Here is an 18,611-nt window from a genome sequence, read left to right as displayed (position 1 = left end):
TTTAATTAATAGTATTATTAAGATGATAAGCTAATTAATATAAGAAATGTGTGAGAAGTAAAGTAAAAAAGAGCGCTGGCCCAATATGATAATACCTTCATTGTATTTAATATACCTTTAATCACAAGCAAAGGAGCACTTGCAATGAAGGCATATCCAAAGAGTAGGAGTAGGAAGGGAAATGTTGTTAAAACTCCGGAACAGCTAGAAAGTGATAGAAAAAGTTTAGAGAATTTTGAATATTTAGAAACTTTATATATTAATGCTTATGGACAGGTAGTAACACCAGAACAGGATGCAGAATATGAACGCCAACGTAAATTTGAAGAAAATAAAAGAATAGAAATGCAAGATGAAAGAGAAAATGCTCGAGCGTGGAAAAACATGAATTTTGAAACGTTGAACAGTCTTATAATTCAATACAAACACACAAAGCAACAAAATTATTTTAACCAAGCATGGTCAAAATATCTGAAAATTCTTACGTGGAGATATCTTCAGGAGTTTGTAATAAAAGGACTTCCGGTAAATGCAAAGAGGCTATTCCTTTATGACTATGAATCGGATCATTTAGAAGATGTGTTATATGATGTTTTACTTAAATCCATAGAAAATTGGAAGCCAAATGCACCGGATAAGTATACCATGGATTTTGCTGCTTATTATAAAAGGGCAGTAGAGTTTTTCTCAGGAAATATAATAAACCGTTTAAACAATAAAAAACACTGTGGTATCACAATTCAAAATATGGACTTTAATAATGAAGAAGATATGAGTATCCTCTTATTACAGGAACCTAATTTAGCAATACAACTACAAAATAAATCTTCCTTAGATACGATTATCATGAATGACTGGTTAGATGGTTTTATGAAAATATTATCAGCTGATCAGGTGGAAATAGTTAATTATATTGGAATAAAGAATTATTCAATTTTAGAAACATCTAAAAGACTCAAGGTGAGTAGAATGACCATACATCGAAAATTATCAGAAATTAAGATGATGTGGTTATCCTACGATCAATCTTAGCTCAATCCTAAAAACAAATAAAAAATACGAAAATCGGCTGTCATCTCGAAAGTTGCCTCACGAATCGCGAGAGTTTGACAGCCGTTTTTTTCAATGTTACACAATAGAATAGTGTTACATAAGGCAAATGGCCACGAAGGTAGGCGGGGTAAGACATCTGGGTTCTTAATGGTTCCCTGGAGCTTTGCCGTTTACGTCGAAAGTAACATAATATATAATTATTTTATAGTAAGTTACATATAGTTAGAGAGGTGTTTGATATGGAATTTGTTGAACCTATCCGTAGTAAGAAACAGATTGATGCTCTAAAAAAGTATCTGCGAGGACAGAATATCCGAGATTATCTATTGTTTGTACTTGGAATCAATTCCGGTTTGCGGATATCTGACCTGCTTAAGTTACAGGTGGAAGAGGTATACAATCAAGATCGGATCAGCATCCGAGAACAGAAGACTGGTAAGTGAAAAGATTTCCCTTTGTCGGATACCTGTAAAAAAGCCATCTTGGAATATGTAAAAGCCACAGAACGGCATTCAGGTTCCCTGTTCGCCAGCCGAAAAGGTGGGGGACCAATCAGCAGAGTACACGCTTATCGCATACTAAATGAAGGGGCGGCTCATGTAGGCATTAAGGAAGCTATTGGAACCCATTCACTTAGGAAGTCATTTGCTTATCATGCTTATCAAAGTGGTGTAGATATCACCCGAATCCAAAAGCTGCTTAACCATTCAGCCCCGAGTGTCACACTGGCCTACATCGGAATCACCAGACAAGAATTGGATAATGTTTATTTCAACCTTAACCTTTGAAGACGTTAACGGATGTTATACATCTGGTTAACGTCTTTTGCATTTCTTGGAGCATTTGAAGGAGGCGGAATATTAATGAAGCAAGTGATCAATGCCAAAGGTACAAATATCTATCCAGGGCAGGTTAAGTTTGTATGGATTGCTACCTGTTCTTGCCAAAACAAGATAGTAAGGTCCATCAAGGAAACTGGTTTGAACATGTATGTAAACAAAGAACGTTTTGCTTGTAAACACTGCGGAGGAAATCTGCAGAAGAGTGGGCAACAGCATTTTAAAGGAGATGAACCACTCAGCCGGGATCAAGTCTGGGCAGCAACAGAGTTTGATGAAGATTGATCTGCGAAATGATATATATAAAATAGTTGCGTTGTGGTCAAAGTGTTAAATTATTGACCAATGAGTAATTACACTTTTAGTATGAAGTTAACTCATCAGGTTATGTCCTGTCCAACAAGATGTATCTTTTAACTAAGCTGTGGAAGTGGAAATAAAGTGTCAGGAAGTGGTACTATGGATAAACAAATGCTGCTGAGATTTGCAGATGCCATTCAGCGCAAAAAACTGATGAGCATAACCTTTGTAACAAAGAGCGGAGAGCAATCAAATCGGCGGTGTGTTCCGCTGGACTTAGCCCCTAGTGAACGGACCAAGATAAAGCACTATAAATACCATGTTTGGGATTTGGACAGTTTACCTAAGCCGCATTTACTGAGTCTGAATCCTGAACAAATTGTTAGTATGGATATCATTCCTGAGGAGTTTTTACCTGAGCAGATTGTAACATGGGTTAGAAAGAAGCCTTGGGTTATTGAAAGAGATTGGGGAGGCAGTTCATAAGAATACGGAATAACTTCATTTTAAGGTAGCTTTTGGAGCCTGTAGTGTAGAAATTCACTATAGGCTTTCTCGTGTCTTTTGAATGAAGATACATAGCAAAATACTAACTATTTAAGCGGAAGAAATAGTGTACGAGAGTCCAGCATGTTGATAAGATCGACTCAAGAAAAAATACCATTATATAGGGGTTTTGGACATGGCAAATAAGAATAGAACCTCGGTTAGAAGCAACCGTGGAGGAAGTCAGAATAAAGTGGAAAGTGCTTTACCGATGGAAGTGAAAGAGCAAAGTGCAGAGGTGCCAGCGAATGCTCAACAAGAAGCAGAAGAAGTTCAAGTTCATAAGGATTGTGGGCAAGAACCCATTCAGCCGGAAGAACAAGAAATGGTTCATGAAGCGGTGGATTCGCCTAAAGTAGCCGATGATAATTTAGTTGAAGAACCTACCGTTCATGAGGAACAAGAGATGATCCCTGGGCAAGTGGAGGAAGAACAGCAGCGAGCCATTGTGGAGCGGCCAGAACCGTCAGATATGAATACGCTAGTCACTCCGCAAGAACAGGATGGAGGGAAGGTAGAGCAAGCCATCACTATTGAAGATATTGTAAAACCGGGGAAATTCGGAGTGACCAACAGTCAGATGATCCCGGCCATAAAACAAGTTATTGCCGATGGCTCCGTGGAAAAGTTAAGGATGCTTCGATTGATGTATCTGTATTCGTTTGAGAATTCATTGAAGTATTTAAAAAAGGCGGAACGGGAATTCATCCAAAATAGTCTGAGATAAAAACAAGCCGGCGCGTAAGTGGTTATACGCGCCGGCTTGTTTTTATTTTGTTAAGTTTCGGGCCTATCTTGTGTAGAATATTGCACTTTGGGAAGAGGTATGTCCATTTTGGCTTCGGCTTGGGTATTTCGGCTGATGATTTCGGCAACATGCTCATGAAACCGTCTTAGCGCCTTGCCAGATGGCCGATTGAGTTCTTTAACTACATACTCACATTTTTTCATAATTACGCCTCCAAAAATTTACAGTTGTCATTTTCGATAATGTGTCATCAAAAATGTTCAACATTCTACTTGGAAGGCCGAAAAATCTTAACACGTTTGGAGTAGAGAAGCTTATGGAAAGTAAATCAATTAAGCACGTTGCTATATATCTAAGAAAATCTCGGGATGATGGCGAATTTGAAGACGTTCTCTCGAAGCATAGGGATACCCTTCTGGCCTTGGTCGGAAGTCGGAGTTGGACCTATAGGCTATATGAAGAGGTGGCCTCAGGGGAAAAGATCGAGGCCCGGAAGGAAATGCAGAAGTTACTTCGGCATGTCGAAGACAAATTGTATGATGGTGTGGTTGTCATGGATATTGATCGTCTAGGCCGTGGGGAGAATAAGGATTGGGCACTCATTAAAGATACATTTTTGAACTCGGAGACAGTAATCATCACTCCAAGACAGATATATGATCTGGAAGTGGACAATGACGATGTATCGTTTGATTTTATGTCCATCTTCGCCAGAATTGAGTACAAAACGATAAAGCGCAGAATGAAGCAAGGAAAAGAAGCAGGAGCTAAGAAAGGCATGTGGACGAACGGTAAGCCACCATTTCCCTACTATTATGATAAGAACACCAAATCGGTCCTGGTGGATGAAGGTAAACGCCCTATTTATCGGGCCATAGTTGAAAAATACCTAAGTGGAATTAATCTTGGGCATATTGCAATATGGTTAACGGATAACAAGATACCTACGCCGTACAACATTAAACCGGATGGAAGGGACAAAGGGTGGTCTAATGTGACCGTACAAAGACTGCTTTTGAGCGAAATTCATCTTGGCTACATTACTTACGGGAAAACACGAACAAAACGTGGTCAAGTAGAGATTGTTCCTGAAGATGAACGAATCAAGGTCATGGGAACGCATGAGAAATTGAAGACACAAGGAGAACATGATGCCATCGTAGAGCGTTTAATGAAGAATAGATTAATGAATCCTAATAGCCGAAGAAATACATTCCCCCTGTCGGGATTACTCTACTGTGAGAAATGCGGATGTAGAATGCAGTTCAGAGTCGGTAAAAGCAAGAAACAGGGCCAATTTTGGAGTGCTTTATGCTATCACCATTATAAGGATGGCAGCAAATGTGAGCAGAAGGGGAAGGTGTTGGACGAAGAGTTTTTTGATGCTTTATATGAGCGGATCATCAATGTTGACCCAAATATTTTGCAGGAGATCGAGCAGCAAGGTCGCGGTTATAACGATACGAAGACTATGATTGCTGTGAAGGAGCAGGAGATGCAAAAGCATAAACGGGCATTAGACAAACTACATGAATCCTACGAAGAGGATATGATAACGAAGCAGGTCTTTATGGAGCGGAAAACAGTTAGGACAAGGCAGATTCAGAAGTTGGAGGAAGAATTGCAGGATTTGAGGAAAGTAGTAGTGGATGAAGGGAATTATACCACGATGGAGCAGATCATTGAGCGGATTGGGCAGTTTAGAGAGCTGTGGAGTGAAGCGGTAACAAGTGAAGAGAAGAATCGGGCGTTGAAGAAATTGGTGGAGCGGATTGTTTATAATCGGGAAGGGAATCGGGTGGAGTTGACGGTTTGTTATAGGTAATCATAAATGAAGTGTTTAAAAAAACAATAAACCTCTGGATAAAATCTGAGGTTTATTAGATGGAGAAATTTAGTTCTTTTGGAAGGGGAGTAGAGAACCTTGTCGAATATTAAAAGAGAATGGGTTACTGGCTTTATTCAAAAAGATTTCAGTAAGAGATTAAGCCGAAATCATATATCAATTTGTATTGGGGGAAGATTTCATTGAATAGAAAAGAACTATTAGGACCTGATACAGGACTAGCTAAAGAACAGATAGTAGAATTAAACAAAGAGTTTTATGATGAGTATTTTGAAGAATATTTTGAGATAAGACTTTTGTTATTAGGAGAGATTATCACTAATCCGGAATTATTCAGTGATTTTATTAAAAAACAAAAAATAAAAGTTGGGGTATTAGAGATTAATCCAGAAAGCACTATTCTTAATAAAGAACTTCTATTAAAATATGCAAAGTTAGAAATGTCAGTCACATATTATCATTGTTTAGAGACTTTTTTAAGAGTTTTTTTAGCGCACATTGAAATAAAACAAAGCCCTTGGTTAGAAATTTCCCGTGAAACTAATTATAAGATTTTTAAGGAAAGCCTTGTTACTTTAAGTGAAGGGAAATTTAATTTTGCTTATCAGGGATTAAGTAGTGACGAACTTATTACATATGTATTCTGCGGACATAAGCAATTACCAGATGATGTTAATAATAGAGAGGAGGTACTTAACGCTTGGAAGGAATGGATAAAGTGGGCTGCGAAAGAAACTATAAAAATGTATGATTATAATGCTTACAAACATGGATTAGCCATCCAGTCAGACACACGTGGTTTCTCACTAGGTAATGAAAAAGATGGTCAAATTAAAGTGGATAATGATAGTTTAAAGTTCCTAAGTAAGAAGAGAAAAAAAGATCGCTGGATTTGGGAGAAACGAGTTGTATTTACTCCACTAGATTACAGGGGCGCTTGTATATCAATTATAGAAAGTCTTATTAAAAATATCTTAACTGTTGGGAAGCTAACATATTTAGGAATTGAATTTGAGAGCCTTGAATTTTTACCAAATGAAACTTGTACTCCTCAGTATTTTATGGAATTATCAAATAAAGATAAAAATGAATTTGGTTTAGTGGCGATGGGATACTCAATGGAACTTTTATATTACAAGCAAAAAAGTAAAAACTAATTAAATGCTCAAGTTATATTGTTCTTTTTAAATAAACATCCATGACCTCCCGCTCGCAAACCTAGCATGGAAATGGTAGGAAGGTTTGTAGAAGAAGGGAACGAGCCATACTGGTAAAGACACGGTGAGCAAGTACGTTACTTTTTATGGTGGAGATACCCCGTCAAATAACGTTAAGGATAGACTCTGGCATCCTATTGGTCATTTTACGTAAAGCTGTTACTTTTTAAAGACGACGTTCGGTCATGCGAGCGTTTAGATTTTCACAGAAAAGCGAGAACCTTTGGTGCTTAATTCAACTGTCTCGCAAATGTGGAGTGCGGTGTGCCTTTGAAATAACAATTAAGTGCCACATTTACCTGCTTAAAAGCCCAAACGTTACAACGTTTGGGCTTTTATATTTTGATTAGCAAGTTGAGCAAGCTAGACGTGAGGGTGAAGCCGAACGGATTGAGTAGAGAAATAGTGACATTGTAGCAACACATCCTAACTGGTGCAATGTGTTTACCAGACTACAACAAGATAACAGAATAGGATACTTCGGACGATCATTGGCGGTATCGAGAGCCGTAAAGACGGAATCAAGTACACTTCAAGCTAAGGATAAGCCAATTTATTGGTACGATTGGTGTCTAGGTTTACGGGCTGGTGCAATACGGTGATTGAAAAAGGTATATAAAACTACATCAGATAAGGCTCCAGCAGTTTGCAGGAGCGTTATTAATACATCAAATTGCCTAAATAATCAAAAAATTCATAATCCGACAGCGAGTTCCGACATTAAATTCGGAAGAATGAAGTTAGAATAGGTCTATAGATGCGGCTGAAGGGGATGACTCAATTGAATGTTAAGATTGTACTGCTTACAAAGTCACGAAAGTATAATAATTATTGTATTGCTGGCGTGGATTTCCATACTGGCAAATGGATCAGACTTGTGTCAAGTCAAGCAGATATTCATTGTGCAGTACCGGGAGTTGATTTGACTTATGAAAACGGTTTGCAAGCTGAAATTTTTGATATAATAGAGGTGGAGTTAGCTAAGGCAGTCCCTCAACATTTTCAACCAGAAAACTATGAATATGACTCAAGGTACTATTGGAAAAAAACAGGGGTTTCTTCACTTGAAAAGGTGAAGATATTAGTGAATCAGAATGCAGATTCCTTTATTTTTCATAACTCGGACAAGCGATTACTGGGTTCGTTTGTTTCAGGCTTATCTGCATCAAAAAATTATTCACTAAAGTTCATTTTTGTTACAAGAGCTACGCTGGTTGTTGAGAAATATGAAAAGTTAAAATACAAGCTTTCCTTTATATACAATGGCGTAAGTTATACTGATTTCAGTATAACAGATGATGCATTTATCAAACCGTATCAAAGTGAAGGTAGTTTTGTTTTGAATAACATAGGACTGGTTATAAGTTTAGGAGAAATTTTTAATGTAGATCAGTGCCATTATAAACTTGTGGCGTCAGTGATACGTTAATGTTTAGTAGGGAATGAAAGATGAGTTATGGAACGTGAATTTTAGGATTAAAATCAAGCTTTTATGGTACAATAAGGGTAAGTTTGAAAGGAGGCATCAAAAAATGAACCCCAAAGGAAAAGTATTTACATCAAATCCAGTAGGGTTGAAGAAAATCAATTTTGATGCAGATATCTTACTCATTACACGAGCAGGTTATGAAATTGCAGGTGCTGAAATAGTAAGAGATCTCTCCCCTTCTTCCGACTTGTTTCATACGTATCTAAATCAGTGGAAAGACCGTCCTGGGGATGAATGGTGGTCAGAGTATGAATCAAGATTTTTAATCGAACTTAAATCCAATGCAAAGCTGAATGCACTTCGCGATGTGTACAAACGATTACTACGTGGAAAGAACGTTGTTCTCGTTTGCTTTTGTAAAGACCACCGTTATTGTCATAGGAAACTTGTTGGCGAGTTTTTTGAACAGTATGGGGTAGAGGTACAAGAGTTAAATCCGATTACTGTAGAACAAATTACGCTTTTTTAGGGGTTAAGTATATGAAAAAAGAAATTTGTACAATTGGATTTGCAAAAAAAAGTTTGGAAAAATTTGTGGATTTAATGAAAGAAGCAGGTGTAACTCGTCTTATAGATACACGTCTTAACAACACATCACAATTATCCGGTTACGCCAAGAAAAATGATCTCTCATACGTCATGAAATTAGTGGGCATAAAATATAAACATGATGTTATACTTGCTCCAACAGAAGATATTCTCAGTGCTTATAAAAAAAAGTTAATGAGTTGGGATGAGTATGAGAAACAGTATATCGGTCTACTTGAGAAAAGAAAAGTTGAAAATCGCATTGATGATATTCTAGAAGAAGAAACCTCTTGTTTCTTATGTAGTGAAGATAAACCTCACCATTGCCATAGACGACTACTAGCGGAGTATCTGCAGAACTATAAAAAAGAAATTAAGATAACTCATTTGGTTTGATAGCATTTGTATCTAAAGGTGGTCACATGAGTGTCCTTAGTTATTTTTTTAGATGACCAACTATGTTGGACCCTTTTTGCATGGCTTGCAAGTGGTATTTGGTTTTGATGCCAGTAGTATTCACCAAGAATATTTTAAAAACGGCAGAGATGTCGTTTTTTCTTTTGGTTAAAAACTGCATTCACAGCTGAGCCTTCCCCCACCTTTTTGGGTAAACTAACCCTAAGCAATACTTTACCCAAATCCCACACGAAACGAGGTGATGCCCCATGACAACTCACAAAGTACCCAATAGATTAGCCAAGGAAAAGTCACCGTATCTGCTGCAACACGCACATAACCCGGTGAACTGGTTCCCTTGGTCGGAAGAGGCTTTTGAAGTCGCCAAGCGCGACAATAAGCCTGTCTTCCTTTCTATTGGGTATAGCTAGTTGTTGATTCACACGTACCTGCCATTGGTGTCACGTAATGGAACGAGAATCCTTCGAAGACCAGGATGTCGCCAAGCTACTCAACGATCACTTCGTAGCCATCAAAGTCGACCGCGAGGAGCGGCCGGATATTGACGGGCTGTATATGTCGGTGTGTCAGGCGCTGACCGGGAGCGGGGGGTGGCCGCTGACGGTGCTGCTGACGCCGGACAAAAAGCCGTTTTATGCGGGGACGTATTTCCCGAAACGGCGGATGCTCGGGCGGATCGGGCTGATGGATATACTCGAGCAGATCCATACGAAGTGGGAGCAGGACGGCGATGCGCTGAATCAGCTCGGCGATGATCTGCTCGCAAGCTTGCAGGAGCTGGACCGCAAGAATGCACAGCAGGCAGGCGGGGATAGCGGAGCACTGCCGGGTGAAGAGCTGCTGCATGAAGCGTTCTCGCTGTACCAGCGCCAGTTCGACGAAGAATACGGCGGGTTCGGCAATGCGCCGAAGTTCCCGACGCCGCATAATTTGTCGTTCCTTCTGGCGTACAGCCAGACTTACCAGCAGCCGGAAGCGCTGCGGATGGTGGAGAAGACGCTGGACAGTATGTACCGCGGCGGGATATACGACCATATTGGCTTCGGATTTTCCCGGTACTCGACAGACCGGGAGTGGCTGGTGCCGCATTTTGAAAAAATGCTTTACGATAACGCGCTGCTGGCGATCGCTTACCTGGAGGCTTTCCAGATTACCGGGAAGCCGCTGTATGCGGAGATTGCCGAGCAGATCTTTACGTATGTGCGGCGTGATATGACTTCGCCTGAAGGGGCGTTTTACTCTGCCGAGGATGCGGATTCCGAAGGTGTGGAAGGCAAGTTCTATGTCTTCACCCGCGACGAGCTGGCGGAAGCGCTGGATCTGGAGGACATGCACTCCTACTGCCATGTGTATGGTATTACACCTGAGGGCAACTTCGAGGGTGCCAATATTCCGAACCTGCTGCAGGGTCTGCCGGAGGATATGGCTGAACGGATGGGCATGAATCCGCTCGGCATGAAGACGCGGACCGGGGAGTGGCGCGAGAAGCTGTTCGCTTACCGGGAGGAACGGATTCATCCGCTGAAGGATGATAAGGTGCTTACCGCCTGGAACGGCCTGATGATCGCGGCGCTGGCGAAGGGCGCGAAGGCGCTGCAAAAGCCGGAGTATGCCAAGGCTGCGTCAGCAGCGGCGGATTTCATCTGGGAGCAGCTGCGCCGGCGTGAGGATGGACGCCTGCTGGCCCGTTACCGTGACGGGGAAGCGGCGATTCCGGCCTATGTGGACGACTATGCCTTCCTGATCTGGGGCCTGACTGAGCTGTATGAAGCAACAGGCCAAGTGGTCCACCTGGACCGTGCGCTGCAGCTGAAGGATGGATTGCTTGCGCTGTTCAGCGACGAGGAAGGCGGGGGCTTTTTCTTCACCGGCATAGACGGAGAAGAACTGCCGATCCGCTCCAAGGAGCTGTATGACGGGGCGCTGCCGTCCGGCAACTCGGTTGCAGCCAAGCAGCTGTATAAGCTGTCGGTGATTACGCAGGATGTGGAGCTGAAGGCAGTGGCTGAGCGGACTGCAGCGGTATTGGCTTCTGCGGCGGGAGAATATCCGCCGGGTTATTCGATGTACCTGCAGGCACATTTGGCACTGCTCTCCGGCGGACGCGAATGGGTGCTGTCCGGCAAGCTGGAGGACCCGGTGCTGCATGGCATGCTGGCCCAGGTCCAGCAGACTTACCTGCCGGATGCCTCGCTGATCGTCAACTATGCAGGGGATGACGGGGAAGCGCTGCACAAGCTCCTGCCTCATCTGCAGGATAAGCCGGCAGTGGACGGGCAGGCTACGGCCTACGAATGCCGTGATTTTGCCTGCCATGCCCCGCTTACCAGTCTTGATGCAGTCAAAGAGCTGCTGGCCACCGGCCGGCAGGTATAATAGAAACACAAAAGGGACAGCCCGCGATAGGGCTGCCCCTTTTTCCCTTGATTCCCGGCCCAGCCTGTTAACTCAGGTGAACTGAGCATAAAAGGAATCCCGCGGAATTGCCGCAGCCAGCCTGCGCCACTGGGCCTGAAGCCCGGCGATAACGGCTTTGGCGGGCCAGCCGTCCGGCAGCAGCTCATCCGGCAGGGAGGGATCGGCCATGATCAGGCCGCTCATTTCTTCGCCGATCTGCAGGAACAGCAGGAACAGCGGCAGTGCTTCGCCGCTCTGGATGGCTTCATCCGCAAGCGGGATAAACTCCCGGGTAATCCAGGCGCTTTTGTCCAAGTAAAGTGCTTCGAGCTTATCAAGCTGCCAGATGTCCCAGGCCTTGGCAGGGGTAATGGTTCCTTCCGCAAACTCGCCGCGAAGAATGGAAACATTGCCGGTGAGCTGCAGGCTCTCCACATAGTCCGTCACTTCCCGACGGTAATTCCAGGGGGAGATGTAGACACTGTTATATAAAAGCCCATAGCCAAGCTGCAGAATAGCGGTACGAAAAGCATCCCGTTTCTTGCGCTCCTGCTCCGGCACTTCAAGCATGACCACATCCCAGGTATGATCCCACTGCTGCTCATAACGGGCCGGTTTGCTGTTGATGGATTTGATGTAGGCGCGTCCGGCAGAGGTGATGCAGTACAGGGAACGGGCGGGTGAGGCGATATAGCCCTCTTTTTTCAGGCGGGACAGGCTGTTGCGGATATAGGTAGAGGTGTAGCCTCTTTGTTCATAGATTTCGACAAATTGCTGAGCGCCCATCCGGTCCACACGGGACAGCAGGAAGAGCATCGTTTTTTCGACAGACAGCACGTTCTCACGCCTCTCTTGACAGGTAGTGATAACGAATATATTATAAATATAGACGTTCGTTATAAAAATAGATATATTGAGCGATGGGAGAAGTGAATGCGCAACTGTTGCAGCGAAGTCCGTCCACGCTCATTTGTCATTGTAACGTAAACGGTATGCTTTTGCACGGCAAGTTCATCATTTTTAAATGTGAGAAGAGGAGAGATAAGAGATGAAGATTATTTTTCACGGCCATTCCTGTGTACAGCTTGAGGTAGGCGGCAAGTCGCTGATTATCGATCCATTCATTAGCGGTAACCCGGCTGCGGTGACGAAGCCTGAGGATATTAAGACAGATGCGGTGCTGCTGACCCATGCGCATGCGGATCATATTCTGGATGCTGCGCCGATCGCCATCGCCAATAACGCGCCGGTGGTGGCTACAGTGGAGCTGGCTACGTATATCGGGTGGAAGGGTGTTAAGCAGACAATAGGGATGAACATCGGCGGAACGGTGGACCTCGGGTTTGCCAAAGCAACGATGATTCACGCTTTCCACACCAGCGGCATTACGCTGGACGATGAGCAGCGGATTGTTTACGGCGGCATGCCTGCGGGCTTCATTATTGAAGCTGAAGGTAAGACTGTGCTGCATGCTGGCGACACCGGGCTGTTCAGTGACATGAAAATGTTCGGCGAGCTGTATAACATCGACCTGGCGATTCTGCCGATGGGCGGACATTTCACGATGGGGCCGGAGCATGCGCTGATTGCCGCCAAATGGCTGAACGCCAAACAGGTGCTGCCGGTGCATTACAATACCTTCCCTCCGATCCGTCAGGATGTGGCCAGCTTTGTCGATTCCCTTAACAAGGCTGGGATTACCGGTACAGCGCTTGAATATGGAGAGAGTCTGGAGCTGTAACAGCATTAGATTCACAGAGGGGCATCACTCCGGTGGTGTCCTTTTTGTGTGCGGGAATGCAGGCAGGTTCTCGATTGCTTGGTTAAAAGAAGGCAAAATGGCTGTTTCTCCGTTAACACTAACTTTTACATAGCCCGAATACGGAGCCAACAAAAGAGCTGTAACATGGGTTTCAGGGCCGGAAGCATACAAGCCGGTGACCAGGCGATAAGCGAAAGGGAGTGTGCCTCAGGGTGGAGCATAACCCGATCATTGCATCCATTACAGAAGAATCGCAGATCAGGCAGGCTATAAGCTGCACGGTGAAAAGGGTAAACCTGATGACCGGCAACATTAACAATCTGGGACAGCTTGTACGGCCTTTGCAGGAAGCGGGCAAGCAGGTGTTTGTACACGTGGAGATGGTCGGTGGAATCGGACGGGATGCGGCGGCGATCCAGTATTTGGCGGAGGCTTTTAAGGTAGACGGGATTATAACTACCAAAAGCAATGCCATCTCCACAGCGAGACAGCATGGGCTGGCCAGTATTCAGCGGGTGTTCGCCATTGACTCGGCGGCCATAGAAACGGCACTGCGTATGATTAAGTCGAGTAACCCCGATGAAGTTGAGCTGATGCCTGGTCTTATGCCGAGGATTATCAGGGAGATGAAGCAGCGCATCAAGCAGCCCCTGATTGTCGGCGGATTGATCCGGCACGAGGAAGAGATCAGCAGTGCACTGGAGAGCGGCGCAGACTATGTATCAATCGGCGACGCGTCATTATGGAAACAACCGAAACTACATACAGCACCCCGGGGTGGAGACGATGAGAAAACCCAGCGGTCAGAAATTGGTGTTCCGATCTAACGTATGCCTATACGCGTAGAGGAGAGCTTCCTTATCTGAAGCTGGTTTTTTTGTGCGCAAAATTCCGGTTGTACCGGCAACATGAGAGAAATGAGGTGGCCGCAGATGGACATCGCTTCGTATGAGGCATATTGCTTTGATCTGGATGGAACTGTGTTCATAGGCGACCGGCTGCTTCCGGGGGTGGAGCAGGCAGTAACAGAGCTGCGCAGGCGCGGCAAAAAAATTCTTTTTCTCACCAACAGTGCGGTGCACACCCCGCTGGACTGCCTGAACCGGCTGGCCGCAATGGGCCTGAGCTGCCGGGAAGAGGAGATCTTGACCGCGCTGTATGTCAGCGGGATGTATTTTGCCCGGCAGGAGCCGGAGGCGAGGCTGTATCTGGTTGGTGAAGAGGTGATGCGCAGACAGATGGAGCTGTGCGGCGTGGCTGTTACGGATGAACCGGCAGCGGCAACGCATGTGCTGATCGGCATGGACCGCAGCTTCACTTACGAGAAGCTGCGGCTGGGGATGACGGCGGCAAGATCGGGGGCAAAGCTGGTCGCCGTGAATCCCGATCCGGTCTGCCCGGTGCCGGGCGGGTATATCCCCGATACCTGGGCCATCGTCAAAGCGCTGGAGATCGCAGCAGGGAAGCCATCCGAGCTCGTGATGGGTAAGCCGTCGCTGTACTACGCCCGGGAAGCACTGCACAAGCTGGGATTTGCCCCGGAGCAATGTCTAATGGTCGGTGACCGGCTGGAGACGGATATTCTGATGGGCACCGGCAGCGGTATGCATACTGCGCTGGTCCTTACAGGAGTAAGCTCGCGCACCGACATTGAGCGGATGCAGATTCAGCCGCATTATGTGCTGGACACGCTGGCCGATATTGTTTTGCCGGGGATCATACATGAAAGAACAAGCTAGACCCATTCACAAGGAGGTTGAACAGATTATGAACAACTGCAAGGTTTTGGCCCATCGCGGAGCAAGCGCCTATGCCCCTGAAAATACGATGGAAGCCTTCCGGCTGGCGGTAGAGCAGGGGGCAGACGGTTTTGAAATCGATATTAATCTCAGCAAAGACGGAGAAATCGTCGTCATTCATGATGACAGCATTGACCGGACCTCGGACGGACAGGGAGATATTACCTCTTACACCTTGGAGGAGCTGAAAGCCTTCAATTTCAATAAGGGTTTTGCAGAAAAATATACAACCGCACGCATCCCTACGCTTCGAGAGGTGCTGGAGCTGGTGAAGGAGCACGGTCTGTACCTGAATATTGAGGTCAAGGATATCCTGTCCAAAATGGAGCTGTACGCCGGACTTCCCGGCGCAGCAGCTCAGCTGGTGCGGGAATACGGGCTGACGGAGCAGGTGATTTTCTCCTCCTTCAATCATTACTCGATGGTGAGGCTGAAGAATGAGTATCCTGAGATGAAAACAGGCCTCTTGTACATTGCCGGACTGTACCAGGGGGCTGAATACGCCAAGCTGACCAAGGCTGACGCGCTGCATCCGGTGTTCTTCGGAGTGAACCGTGAGGCTGTGGACGAAGCCCGTGCTGCCGGAGTGCAGGTCAATGCCTGGACCGTGAACGAGCCGGAGCATATTGGCTGGATGCTGGCGGCCGGAGTGGATGCAATTATTACGGACCGGCCGGATGTCTGCATCGGACTGAGAGGGTAGCAGGATGAACAAGACAACCATTTTGGCCCACCGTGGAGCAAGCGCCTATGCCCCGGAGAACACGATGGCTTCCTTTGAGCTGGCCCGCAGGATGGGGGCACAAGGGATTGAGCTGGATGTGCAGCTGACCCGGGACGGCAAGCTGGCCGTTATTCATGACCACACGATCGACCGTACTTCGGACGGCAAAGGGCGGGTGAGCGAAATGACGCTGGCGGAGCTGCGGCAATACGACTTCTCTTACACCTTCAAAGGTGAGTATAGCACCGAGGGCAGCCGGATTCCTGAGTTAAAGGAAGTCATGCAGTTCGCCAAGGAGCACCAGCTGTACATCAACATTGAGACCAAAGATTATGCCAACCCTTACGGGGAAGTAAATATCCGCACAGCAGAGCTGGTAAAAGCGAGCGGCTATCAGGAGCAGACGCTGATCTCTTCCATTAACCATAATGCGATGGCCCGGCTGAAGCGCGAGTATCCGGAGCTGCGCACAGCGATCGCTTTTATGGAGAGCTATTACCGGCTGGATCAATATGCGGCCAGCTGCCAGGCAGATGTGCTGCATCCGTATTATCTTGGCGTGGACGCTTCGTTCATGGAAATAGCCAAGAAGAGCGGGTATGAGGTGAATCCGTGGACTGTGGATGATGAAGCAGAAATCCTGCGGCTGCAGCGGCTCGGCGTGACACGGATTATGACCAACCGGCCGGATGTCGGCGTGGCTGCGCTGAATAGGGTGACGGTATAGATTGGACTGAATTCTAACAATAAGGGAAAGTGGCGGAGGGGAATTTTGGAACTGGAGGAGCGGAGCGTCCGCCTAAAAGCTTTTCGTAGAAAAGCTAGCTCCGGAAGCATAAGCAGTCTGCGGATTTCAACCGCTAACAGCGGTACAATCCAAGAAATCTGCAGACAACAGCGGCCGGAAGTCCAAACATTCTCTGGAGTCACGGCGAAGCCCAAATGCCCATATCGCATACTAACCCCGCCAAAGGAGGAAACCATGAGCAGCATTGTACTGGAGAACGTAAGCAAAGCCTACGGCGATAAAAGCATCATAAAAGGACTGAATCTGACGATTGAGAGCGGAAGCTTCACCGTATTGGTCGGACCGTCCGGCTGCGGAAAGTCGACGACGTTGCGGATGATTGCCGGGCTGGAGGAGCAGACGGGCGGCTTAATCTCCATCGGCGGCAAAAGCATGAATCAGGTGGAGCCGGGCAAACGGAATCTGGCGATGGTCTTTCAGAATTATGCGCTGTATCCCACAATGACGGTGGAGAAGAACATCGAATACGGACTGAAAAATAACAAGGTGCCCAAAGCCGAGCGGAAACGTCTGATCACCGAAATTGCGGAAACGGTAGGCTTAACGAAGCATCTGCACAAAAAGCCGGAGTTTCTCTCCGGCGGCGAGCGGCAGCGGGTCGCGCTGGCCCGGGCGATGGTCAAGAAGCCGGCGGTCTTCCTCATGGATGAGCCGCTGTCGAACCTCGATGCCAAGCTCCGCCAGCAGATGCGTATCGAGCTGATTGAGCTTCATAAGAAGCTGGGCGCGACCTTCATCTACGTTACACATGATCAGGTGGAGGCAATGAGTATGGGCACACAGATTGTGCTGATGGATGGCGGACGGATCATGCAGGAGGATACACCGCACGGGATCTACAATGAGCCGCGCAATATGTTCACGAGCCATTTTATCGGCACGCCGCCGATGAACATTCTGGAGATTGCCCGGTCAGGCGGCATCCTTAGCGAAACACCGCACGGGGCGAAATTCTTCGGGTTCCGGCCGGAAAAAGCGAAATTTGTGCCCGAGCCGGGGCTTGCGCGTGAGGAGATGCTTGAGCTGGATGCTGTCCTTAGCAGCCGCGAGCTGCTTGGCTCAGAGGTGATTTACAAAGCGGGGCTTGCAGGCGGGCAGAGCGTAGCCGTCAAATGCTTCGACTGTCCCGAGCGCAGCCTGGAGCCGGTTAAGCTGTATGTGAACAAGGAGCATTTATTCTTTTTCGACGCACAGGAGCAGCGGATTCCGGCAGACGGCAGCAGAGCAGGCGTGACCGTTCCTTCCATCGGGAGCACAGCATGAAGAGCCGTAGCAAGAGCATGAAGCTGCTGCCTTATCTGCTGGTTGCGCCGGCGGTAATGATCCTGACGATCTTTTACATCTATCCGATTCTCTATAACGTATATCTGAGCTTCTTCACCTGGAACATGCGCGGGCCGATGAAGTTCGCGGGATTGAATAATTACATTGAGCTGTTCAAGGGCCGCGATTTTCTCGGTATCCTGAGTAACACGCTGCTCTATATGGTGATGGATGTGACACTGGTGATGGTGCTGGCGATGCTGTTGGCCCTCTTTTTGCAGAAAAATACGTTCATCAACCGCTTCATCCAGACGCTGAGCTTCACGCCGAACATCATCTCCCTAATCTCGGTTTCGCTGATCTGGATGTGGCTGATGAATACCGATACCGGGCTGTTCAATTATCTGCTCTCCCTGTTCGGGGCCGGGCCGGTGGGCTGGCTGACGGATAAGCAGGTGGCGTTATTTTCACTGGTGCTGGTGTCGGTCTGGAAGTCGGTCGGCTTCAATGCGCTGATTATCACCTCAGCCCTTGGCTCGATTCCCGCTCATTTGTATGAGGCTGCGGCGCTGGATAATGCTTCGAAGCAGTCGGTCTTTTTCCAAATCACGCTCAGAATGATCTCCCCGACCCTGTTCTTTCTGATCCTGATGAACATCATCGGCTCCTTCCAGGTGTTCGAGACGATCAACATCATGACCCAGGGCGGGCCGGCGAATGCCACGAACACGCTGATCTTCAGTATCTACAAGCAGAGCTTTGAGTACTACCGGGTCGGTTATGCGGCGGCGATGGCAGTGGTGCTGATGGCGATTGTGGGGCTGATTACGATTTTCTACTTCAAGGCCCTTAACAGACGGGTCCATTACCGGTAA

The 18,611-nt window shown here is 46.5% G+C and carries 20 protein-coding genes and 1 pseudogene; 19 read left to right on the top strand and 2 right to left on the bottom strand.

The features are described 5' to 3' along the window. The first annotated feature begins 144 nt into the window (after nt 1–144). The 5 genes and pseudogenes from BLR64_RS18975 to BLR64_RS18955 all read left to right on the top strand — a co-directional run bounded on the left by BLR64_RS18975 (nt 145) and on the right by BLR64_RS18955 (nt 3,465). Nucleotides 145–1,032, top strand: coding sequence for an ECF-type sigma factor (locus tag BLR64_RS18975; RefSeq protein ID WP_090716493.1), 888 nt, complete (start codon nt 145–147; stop codon nt 1,030–1,032). A gap of 260 nt (nt 1,033–1,292) precedes the next feature. Further along, nucleotides 1,293–1,841 (top strand): annotated as a pseudogene (locus tag BLR64_RS18970) (site-specific integrase). 75 nt (nt 1,842–1,916) lie between these two features. Beyond that, a complete protein-coding gene (locus BLR64_RS18965; protein WP_090716491.1) occupies nt 1,917–2,177 on the top strand; it encodes a hypothetical protein in 261 nt (86 codons plus the stop codon). A 174-nt stretch (nt 2,178–2,351) separates the two neighbouring features. Further along, nucleotides 2,352–2,678, top strand: coding sequence for a hypothetical protein (locus BLR64_RS18960; RefSeq protein WP_090716490.1), 327 nt, complete (start codon nt 2,352–2,354; stop codon nt 2,676–2,678). A 196-nt stretch (nt 2,679–2,874) separates the two neighbouring features. Beyond that, nucleotides 2,875–3,465 (top strand): hypothetical protein, encoded by a 591-nt coding sequence (locus BLR64_RS18955; RefSeq protein ID WP_090716488.1) that lies wholly within the window; start codon nt 2,875–2,877, stop codon nt 3,463–3,465. A 50-nt stretch (nt 3,466–3,515) separates the two neighbouring features. Here BLR64_RS18955 and BLR64_RS30380 read toward each other — a convergent pair whose 3' ends face one another. Further along, entirely contained in the window at nt 3,516–3,689 is a 174-nt protein-coding gene (locus BLR64_RS30380) for a hypothetical protein (RefSeq protein WP_167360728.1), read from the bottom strand. Between the two features lie 113 nt (nt 3,690–3,802). On the opposite strand from BLR64_RS30380, the gene BLR64_RS18950 reads away from it, so the two are divergent. From BLR64_RS18950 to BLR64_RS18920, 7 genes are all read left to right on the top strand, one after another. Beyond that, nucleotides 3,803–5,311 (top strand): recombinase family protein, encoded by a 1,509-nt coding sequence (locus tag BLR64_RS18950; protein WP_167360727.1) that lies wholly within the window; start codon nt 3,803–3,805, stop codon nt 5,309–5,311. Between the two features lie 203 nt (nt 5,312–5,514). Further along, entirely contained in the window at nt 5,515–6,489 is a 975-nt protein-coding gene (locus BLR64_RS18945; RefSeq protein ID WP_090716485.1) for a hypothetical protein, read from the top strand. Nucleotides 6,490–7,330: 841 nt separating this feature from the next. Further along, entirely contained in the window at nt 7,331–7,978 is a 648-nt protein-coding gene (locus BLR64_RS18940) for a dual OB domain-containing protein (RefSeq protein ID WP_090716483.1), read from the top strand. A 103-nt stretch (nt 7,979–8,081) separates the two neighbouring features. Continuing rightward, nucleotides 8,082–8,507, top strand: coding sequence for a DUF488 domain-containing protein (locus BLR64_RS18935; protein ID WP_090716482.1), 426 nt, complete (start codon nt 8,082–8,084; stop codon nt 8,505–8,507). Nucleotides 8,508–8,518: 11 nt separating this feature from the next. Continuing rightward, complete coding sequence (locus BLR64_RS18930; RefSeq protein WP_090716480.1) at nt 8,519–8,962, top strand: DUF488 domain-containing protein; 444 nt, start codon at nt 8,519–8,521, stop codon at nt 8,960–8,962. Nucleotides 8,963–9,231: 269 nt separating this feature from the next. After that, nucleotides 9,232–9,393 carry a DUF255 domain-containing protein gene (locus BLR64_RS31050; RefSeq protein WP_074108930.1) on the top strand — a complete coding sequence of 54 codons (162 nt, stop codon included), beginning with the start codon at nt 9,232–9,234 and terminating at the stop codon, nt 9,391–9,393. Nucleotides 9,394–9,430: 37 nt separating this feature from the next. Then, complete coding sequence (locus BLR64_RS18920; RefSeq protein WP_090716478.1) at nt 9,431–11,359, top strand: thioredoxin domain-containing protein; 1,929 nt, start codon at nt 9,431–9,433, stop codon at nt 11,357–11,359. 72 nt (nt 11,360–11,431) lie between these two features. Here BLR64_RS18920 and BLR64_RS18915 read toward each other — a convergent pair whose 3' ends face one another. Continuing rightward, entirely contained in the window at nt 11,432–12,217 is a 786-nt protein-coding gene (locus tag BLR64_RS18915; RefSeq protein WP_090716476.1) for a hypothetical protein, read from the bottom strand. A 211-nt stretch (nt 12,218–12,428) separates the two neighbouring features. On the opposite strand from BLR64_RS18915, the gene BLR64_RS18910 reads away from it, so the two are divergent. The 7 genes from BLR64_RS18910 (at nt 12,429) to BLR64_RS18880 (ending at nt 18,611) form a co-directional block, all read left to right on the top strand. Further along, nucleotides 12,429–13,121 carry a metal-dependent hydrolase gene (locus tag BLR64_RS18910; protein ID WP_090716475.1) on the top strand — a complete coding sequence of 231 codons (693 nt, stop codon included), beginning with the start codon at nt 12,429–12,431 and terminating at the stop codon, nt 13,119–13,121. Nucleotides 13,122–13,354: 233 nt separating this feature from the next. Next, nucleotides 13,355–13,969 (top strand): glycerol-3-phosphate responsive antiterminator, encoded by a 615-nt coding sequence (locus tag BLR64_RS18905; RefSeq protein WP_090716473.1) that lies wholly within the window; start codon nt 13,355–13,357, stop codon nt 13,967–13,969. 105 nt (nt 13,970–14,074) lie between these two features. Further along, entirely contained in the window at nt 14,075–14,881 is an 807-nt protein-coding gene (locus BLR64_RS18900) for an HAD-IIA family hydrolase (RefSeq protein WP_167360726.1), read from the top strand. A 28-nt stretch (nt 14,882–14,909) separates the two neighbouring features. Beyond that, a complete protein-coding gene (locus tag BLR64_RS18895; protein ID WP_090716472.1) occupies nt 14,910–15,644 on the top strand; it encodes a glycerophosphodiester phosphodiesterase in 735 nt (244 codons plus the stop codon). Nucleotides 15,645–15,648: 4 nt separating this feature from the next. Next, entirely contained in the window at nt 15,649–16,392 is a 744-nt protein-coding gene (locus BLR64_RS18890) for a glycerophosphodiester phosphodiesterase (RefSeq protein WP_090716470.1), read from the top strand. Nucleotides 16,393–16,647: 255 nt separating this feature from the next. Continuing rightward, entirely contained in the window at nt 16,648–17,736 is a 1,089-nt protein-coding gene (locus BLR64_RS18885) for an ABC transporter ATP-binding protein (protein ID WP_090716469.1), read from the top strand. Continuing rightward, a complete protein-coding gene (locus tag BLR64_RS18880) occupies nt 17,733–18,611 on the top strand; it encodes a carbohydrate ABC transporter permease (RefSeq protein WP_244157767.1) in 879 nt (292 codons plus the stop codon). The genes BLR64_RS18885 and BLR64_RS18880 overlap by 4 nt, the downstream gene beginning before the upstream one ends.

The sequence above is a fragment of the Paenibacillus typhae genome, assembly GCF_900099765.1.
GTDB lineage: Bacteria > Bacillota > Bacilli > Paenibacillales > Paenibacillaceae > Paenibacillus_AQ > Paenibacillus_AQ typhae.
Note: the sequence above shows the minus strand (reverse complement) of the source record. Positions and strands in the feature narration are given on the sequence as shown.

What these genes read in the sequence shown, in the direction of transcription:
- BLR64_RS18975 (WP_090716493.1), top strand. Translation starts at nt 145, where the DNA reads ATGAAGGCATATCCAAAGAGTAGGAGTAGGAAGGGAAATGTTGTTAAA.
- BLR64_RS18965 (WP_090716491.1), top strand. Translation starts at nt 1,917, where the DNA reads ATGAAGCAAGTGATCAATGCCAAAGGTACAAATATCTATCCAGGGCAG.
- BLR64_RS18960 (WP_090716490.1), top strand. Translation starts at nt 2,352, where the DNA reads ATGGATAAACAAATGCTGCTGAGATTTGCAGATGCCATTCAGCGCAAA.
- BLR64_RS18955 (WP_090716488.1), top strand. Translation starts at nt 2,875, where the DNA reads ATGGCAAATAAGAATAGAACCTCGGTTAGAAGCAACCGTGGAGGAAGT.
- BLR64_RS30380 (WP_167360728.1), bottom strand. Translation starts at nt 3,689, where the DNA reads ATGAAAAAATGTGAGTATGTAGTTAAAGAACTCAATCGGCCATCTGGC.
- BLR64_RS18950 (WP_167360727.1), top strand. Translation starts at nt 3,803, where the DNA reads ATGGAAAGTAAATCAATTAAGCACGTTGCTATATATCTAAGAAAATCT.
- BLR64_RS18935 (WP_090716482.1), top strand. Translation starts at nt 8,082, where the DNA reads ATGAACCCCAAAGGAAAAGTATTTACATCAAATCCAGTAGGGTTGAAG.
- BLR64_RS18930 (WP_090716480.1), top strand. Translation starts at nt 8,519, where the DNA reads ATGAAAAAAGAAATTTGTACAATTGGATTTGCAAAAAAAAGTTTGGAA.
- BLR64_RS31050 (WP_074108930.1), top strand. Translation starts at nt 9,232, where the DNA reads ATGACAACTCACAAAGTACCCAATAGATTAGCCAAGGAAAAGTCACCG.
- BLR64_RS18920 (WP_090716478.1), top strand. Translation starts at nt 9,431, where the DNA reads ATGGAACGAGAATCCTTCGAAGACCAGGATGTCGCCAAGCTACTCAAC.
- BLR64_RS18910 (WP_090716475.1), top strand. Translation starts at nt 12,429, where the DNA reads ATGAAGATTATTTTTCACGGCCATTCCTGTGTACAGCTTGAGGTAGGC.
- BLR64_RS18900 (WP_167360726.1), top strand. Translation starts at nt 14,075, where the DNA reads ATGGACATCGCTTCGTATGAGGCATATTGCTTTGATCTGGATGGAACT.
- BLR64_RS18895 (WP_090716472.1), top strand. Translation starts at nt 14,910, where the DNA reads ATGAACAACTGCAAGGTTTTGGCCCATCGCGGAGCAAGCGCCTATGCC.
- BLR64_RS18890 (WP_090716470.1), top strand. Translation starts at nt 15,649, where the DNA reads ATGAACAAGACAACCATTTTGGCCCACCGTGGAGCAAGCGCCTATGCC.
- BLR64_RS18885 (WP_090716469.1), top strand. Translation starts at nt 16,648, where the DNA reads ATGAGCAGCATTGTACTGGAGAACGTAAGCAAAGCCTACGGCGATAAA.
- BLR64_RS18880 (WP_244157767.1), top strand. Translation starts at nt 17,733, where the DNA reads ATGAAGAGCCGTAGCAAGAGCATGAAGCTGCTGCCTTATCTGCTGGTT.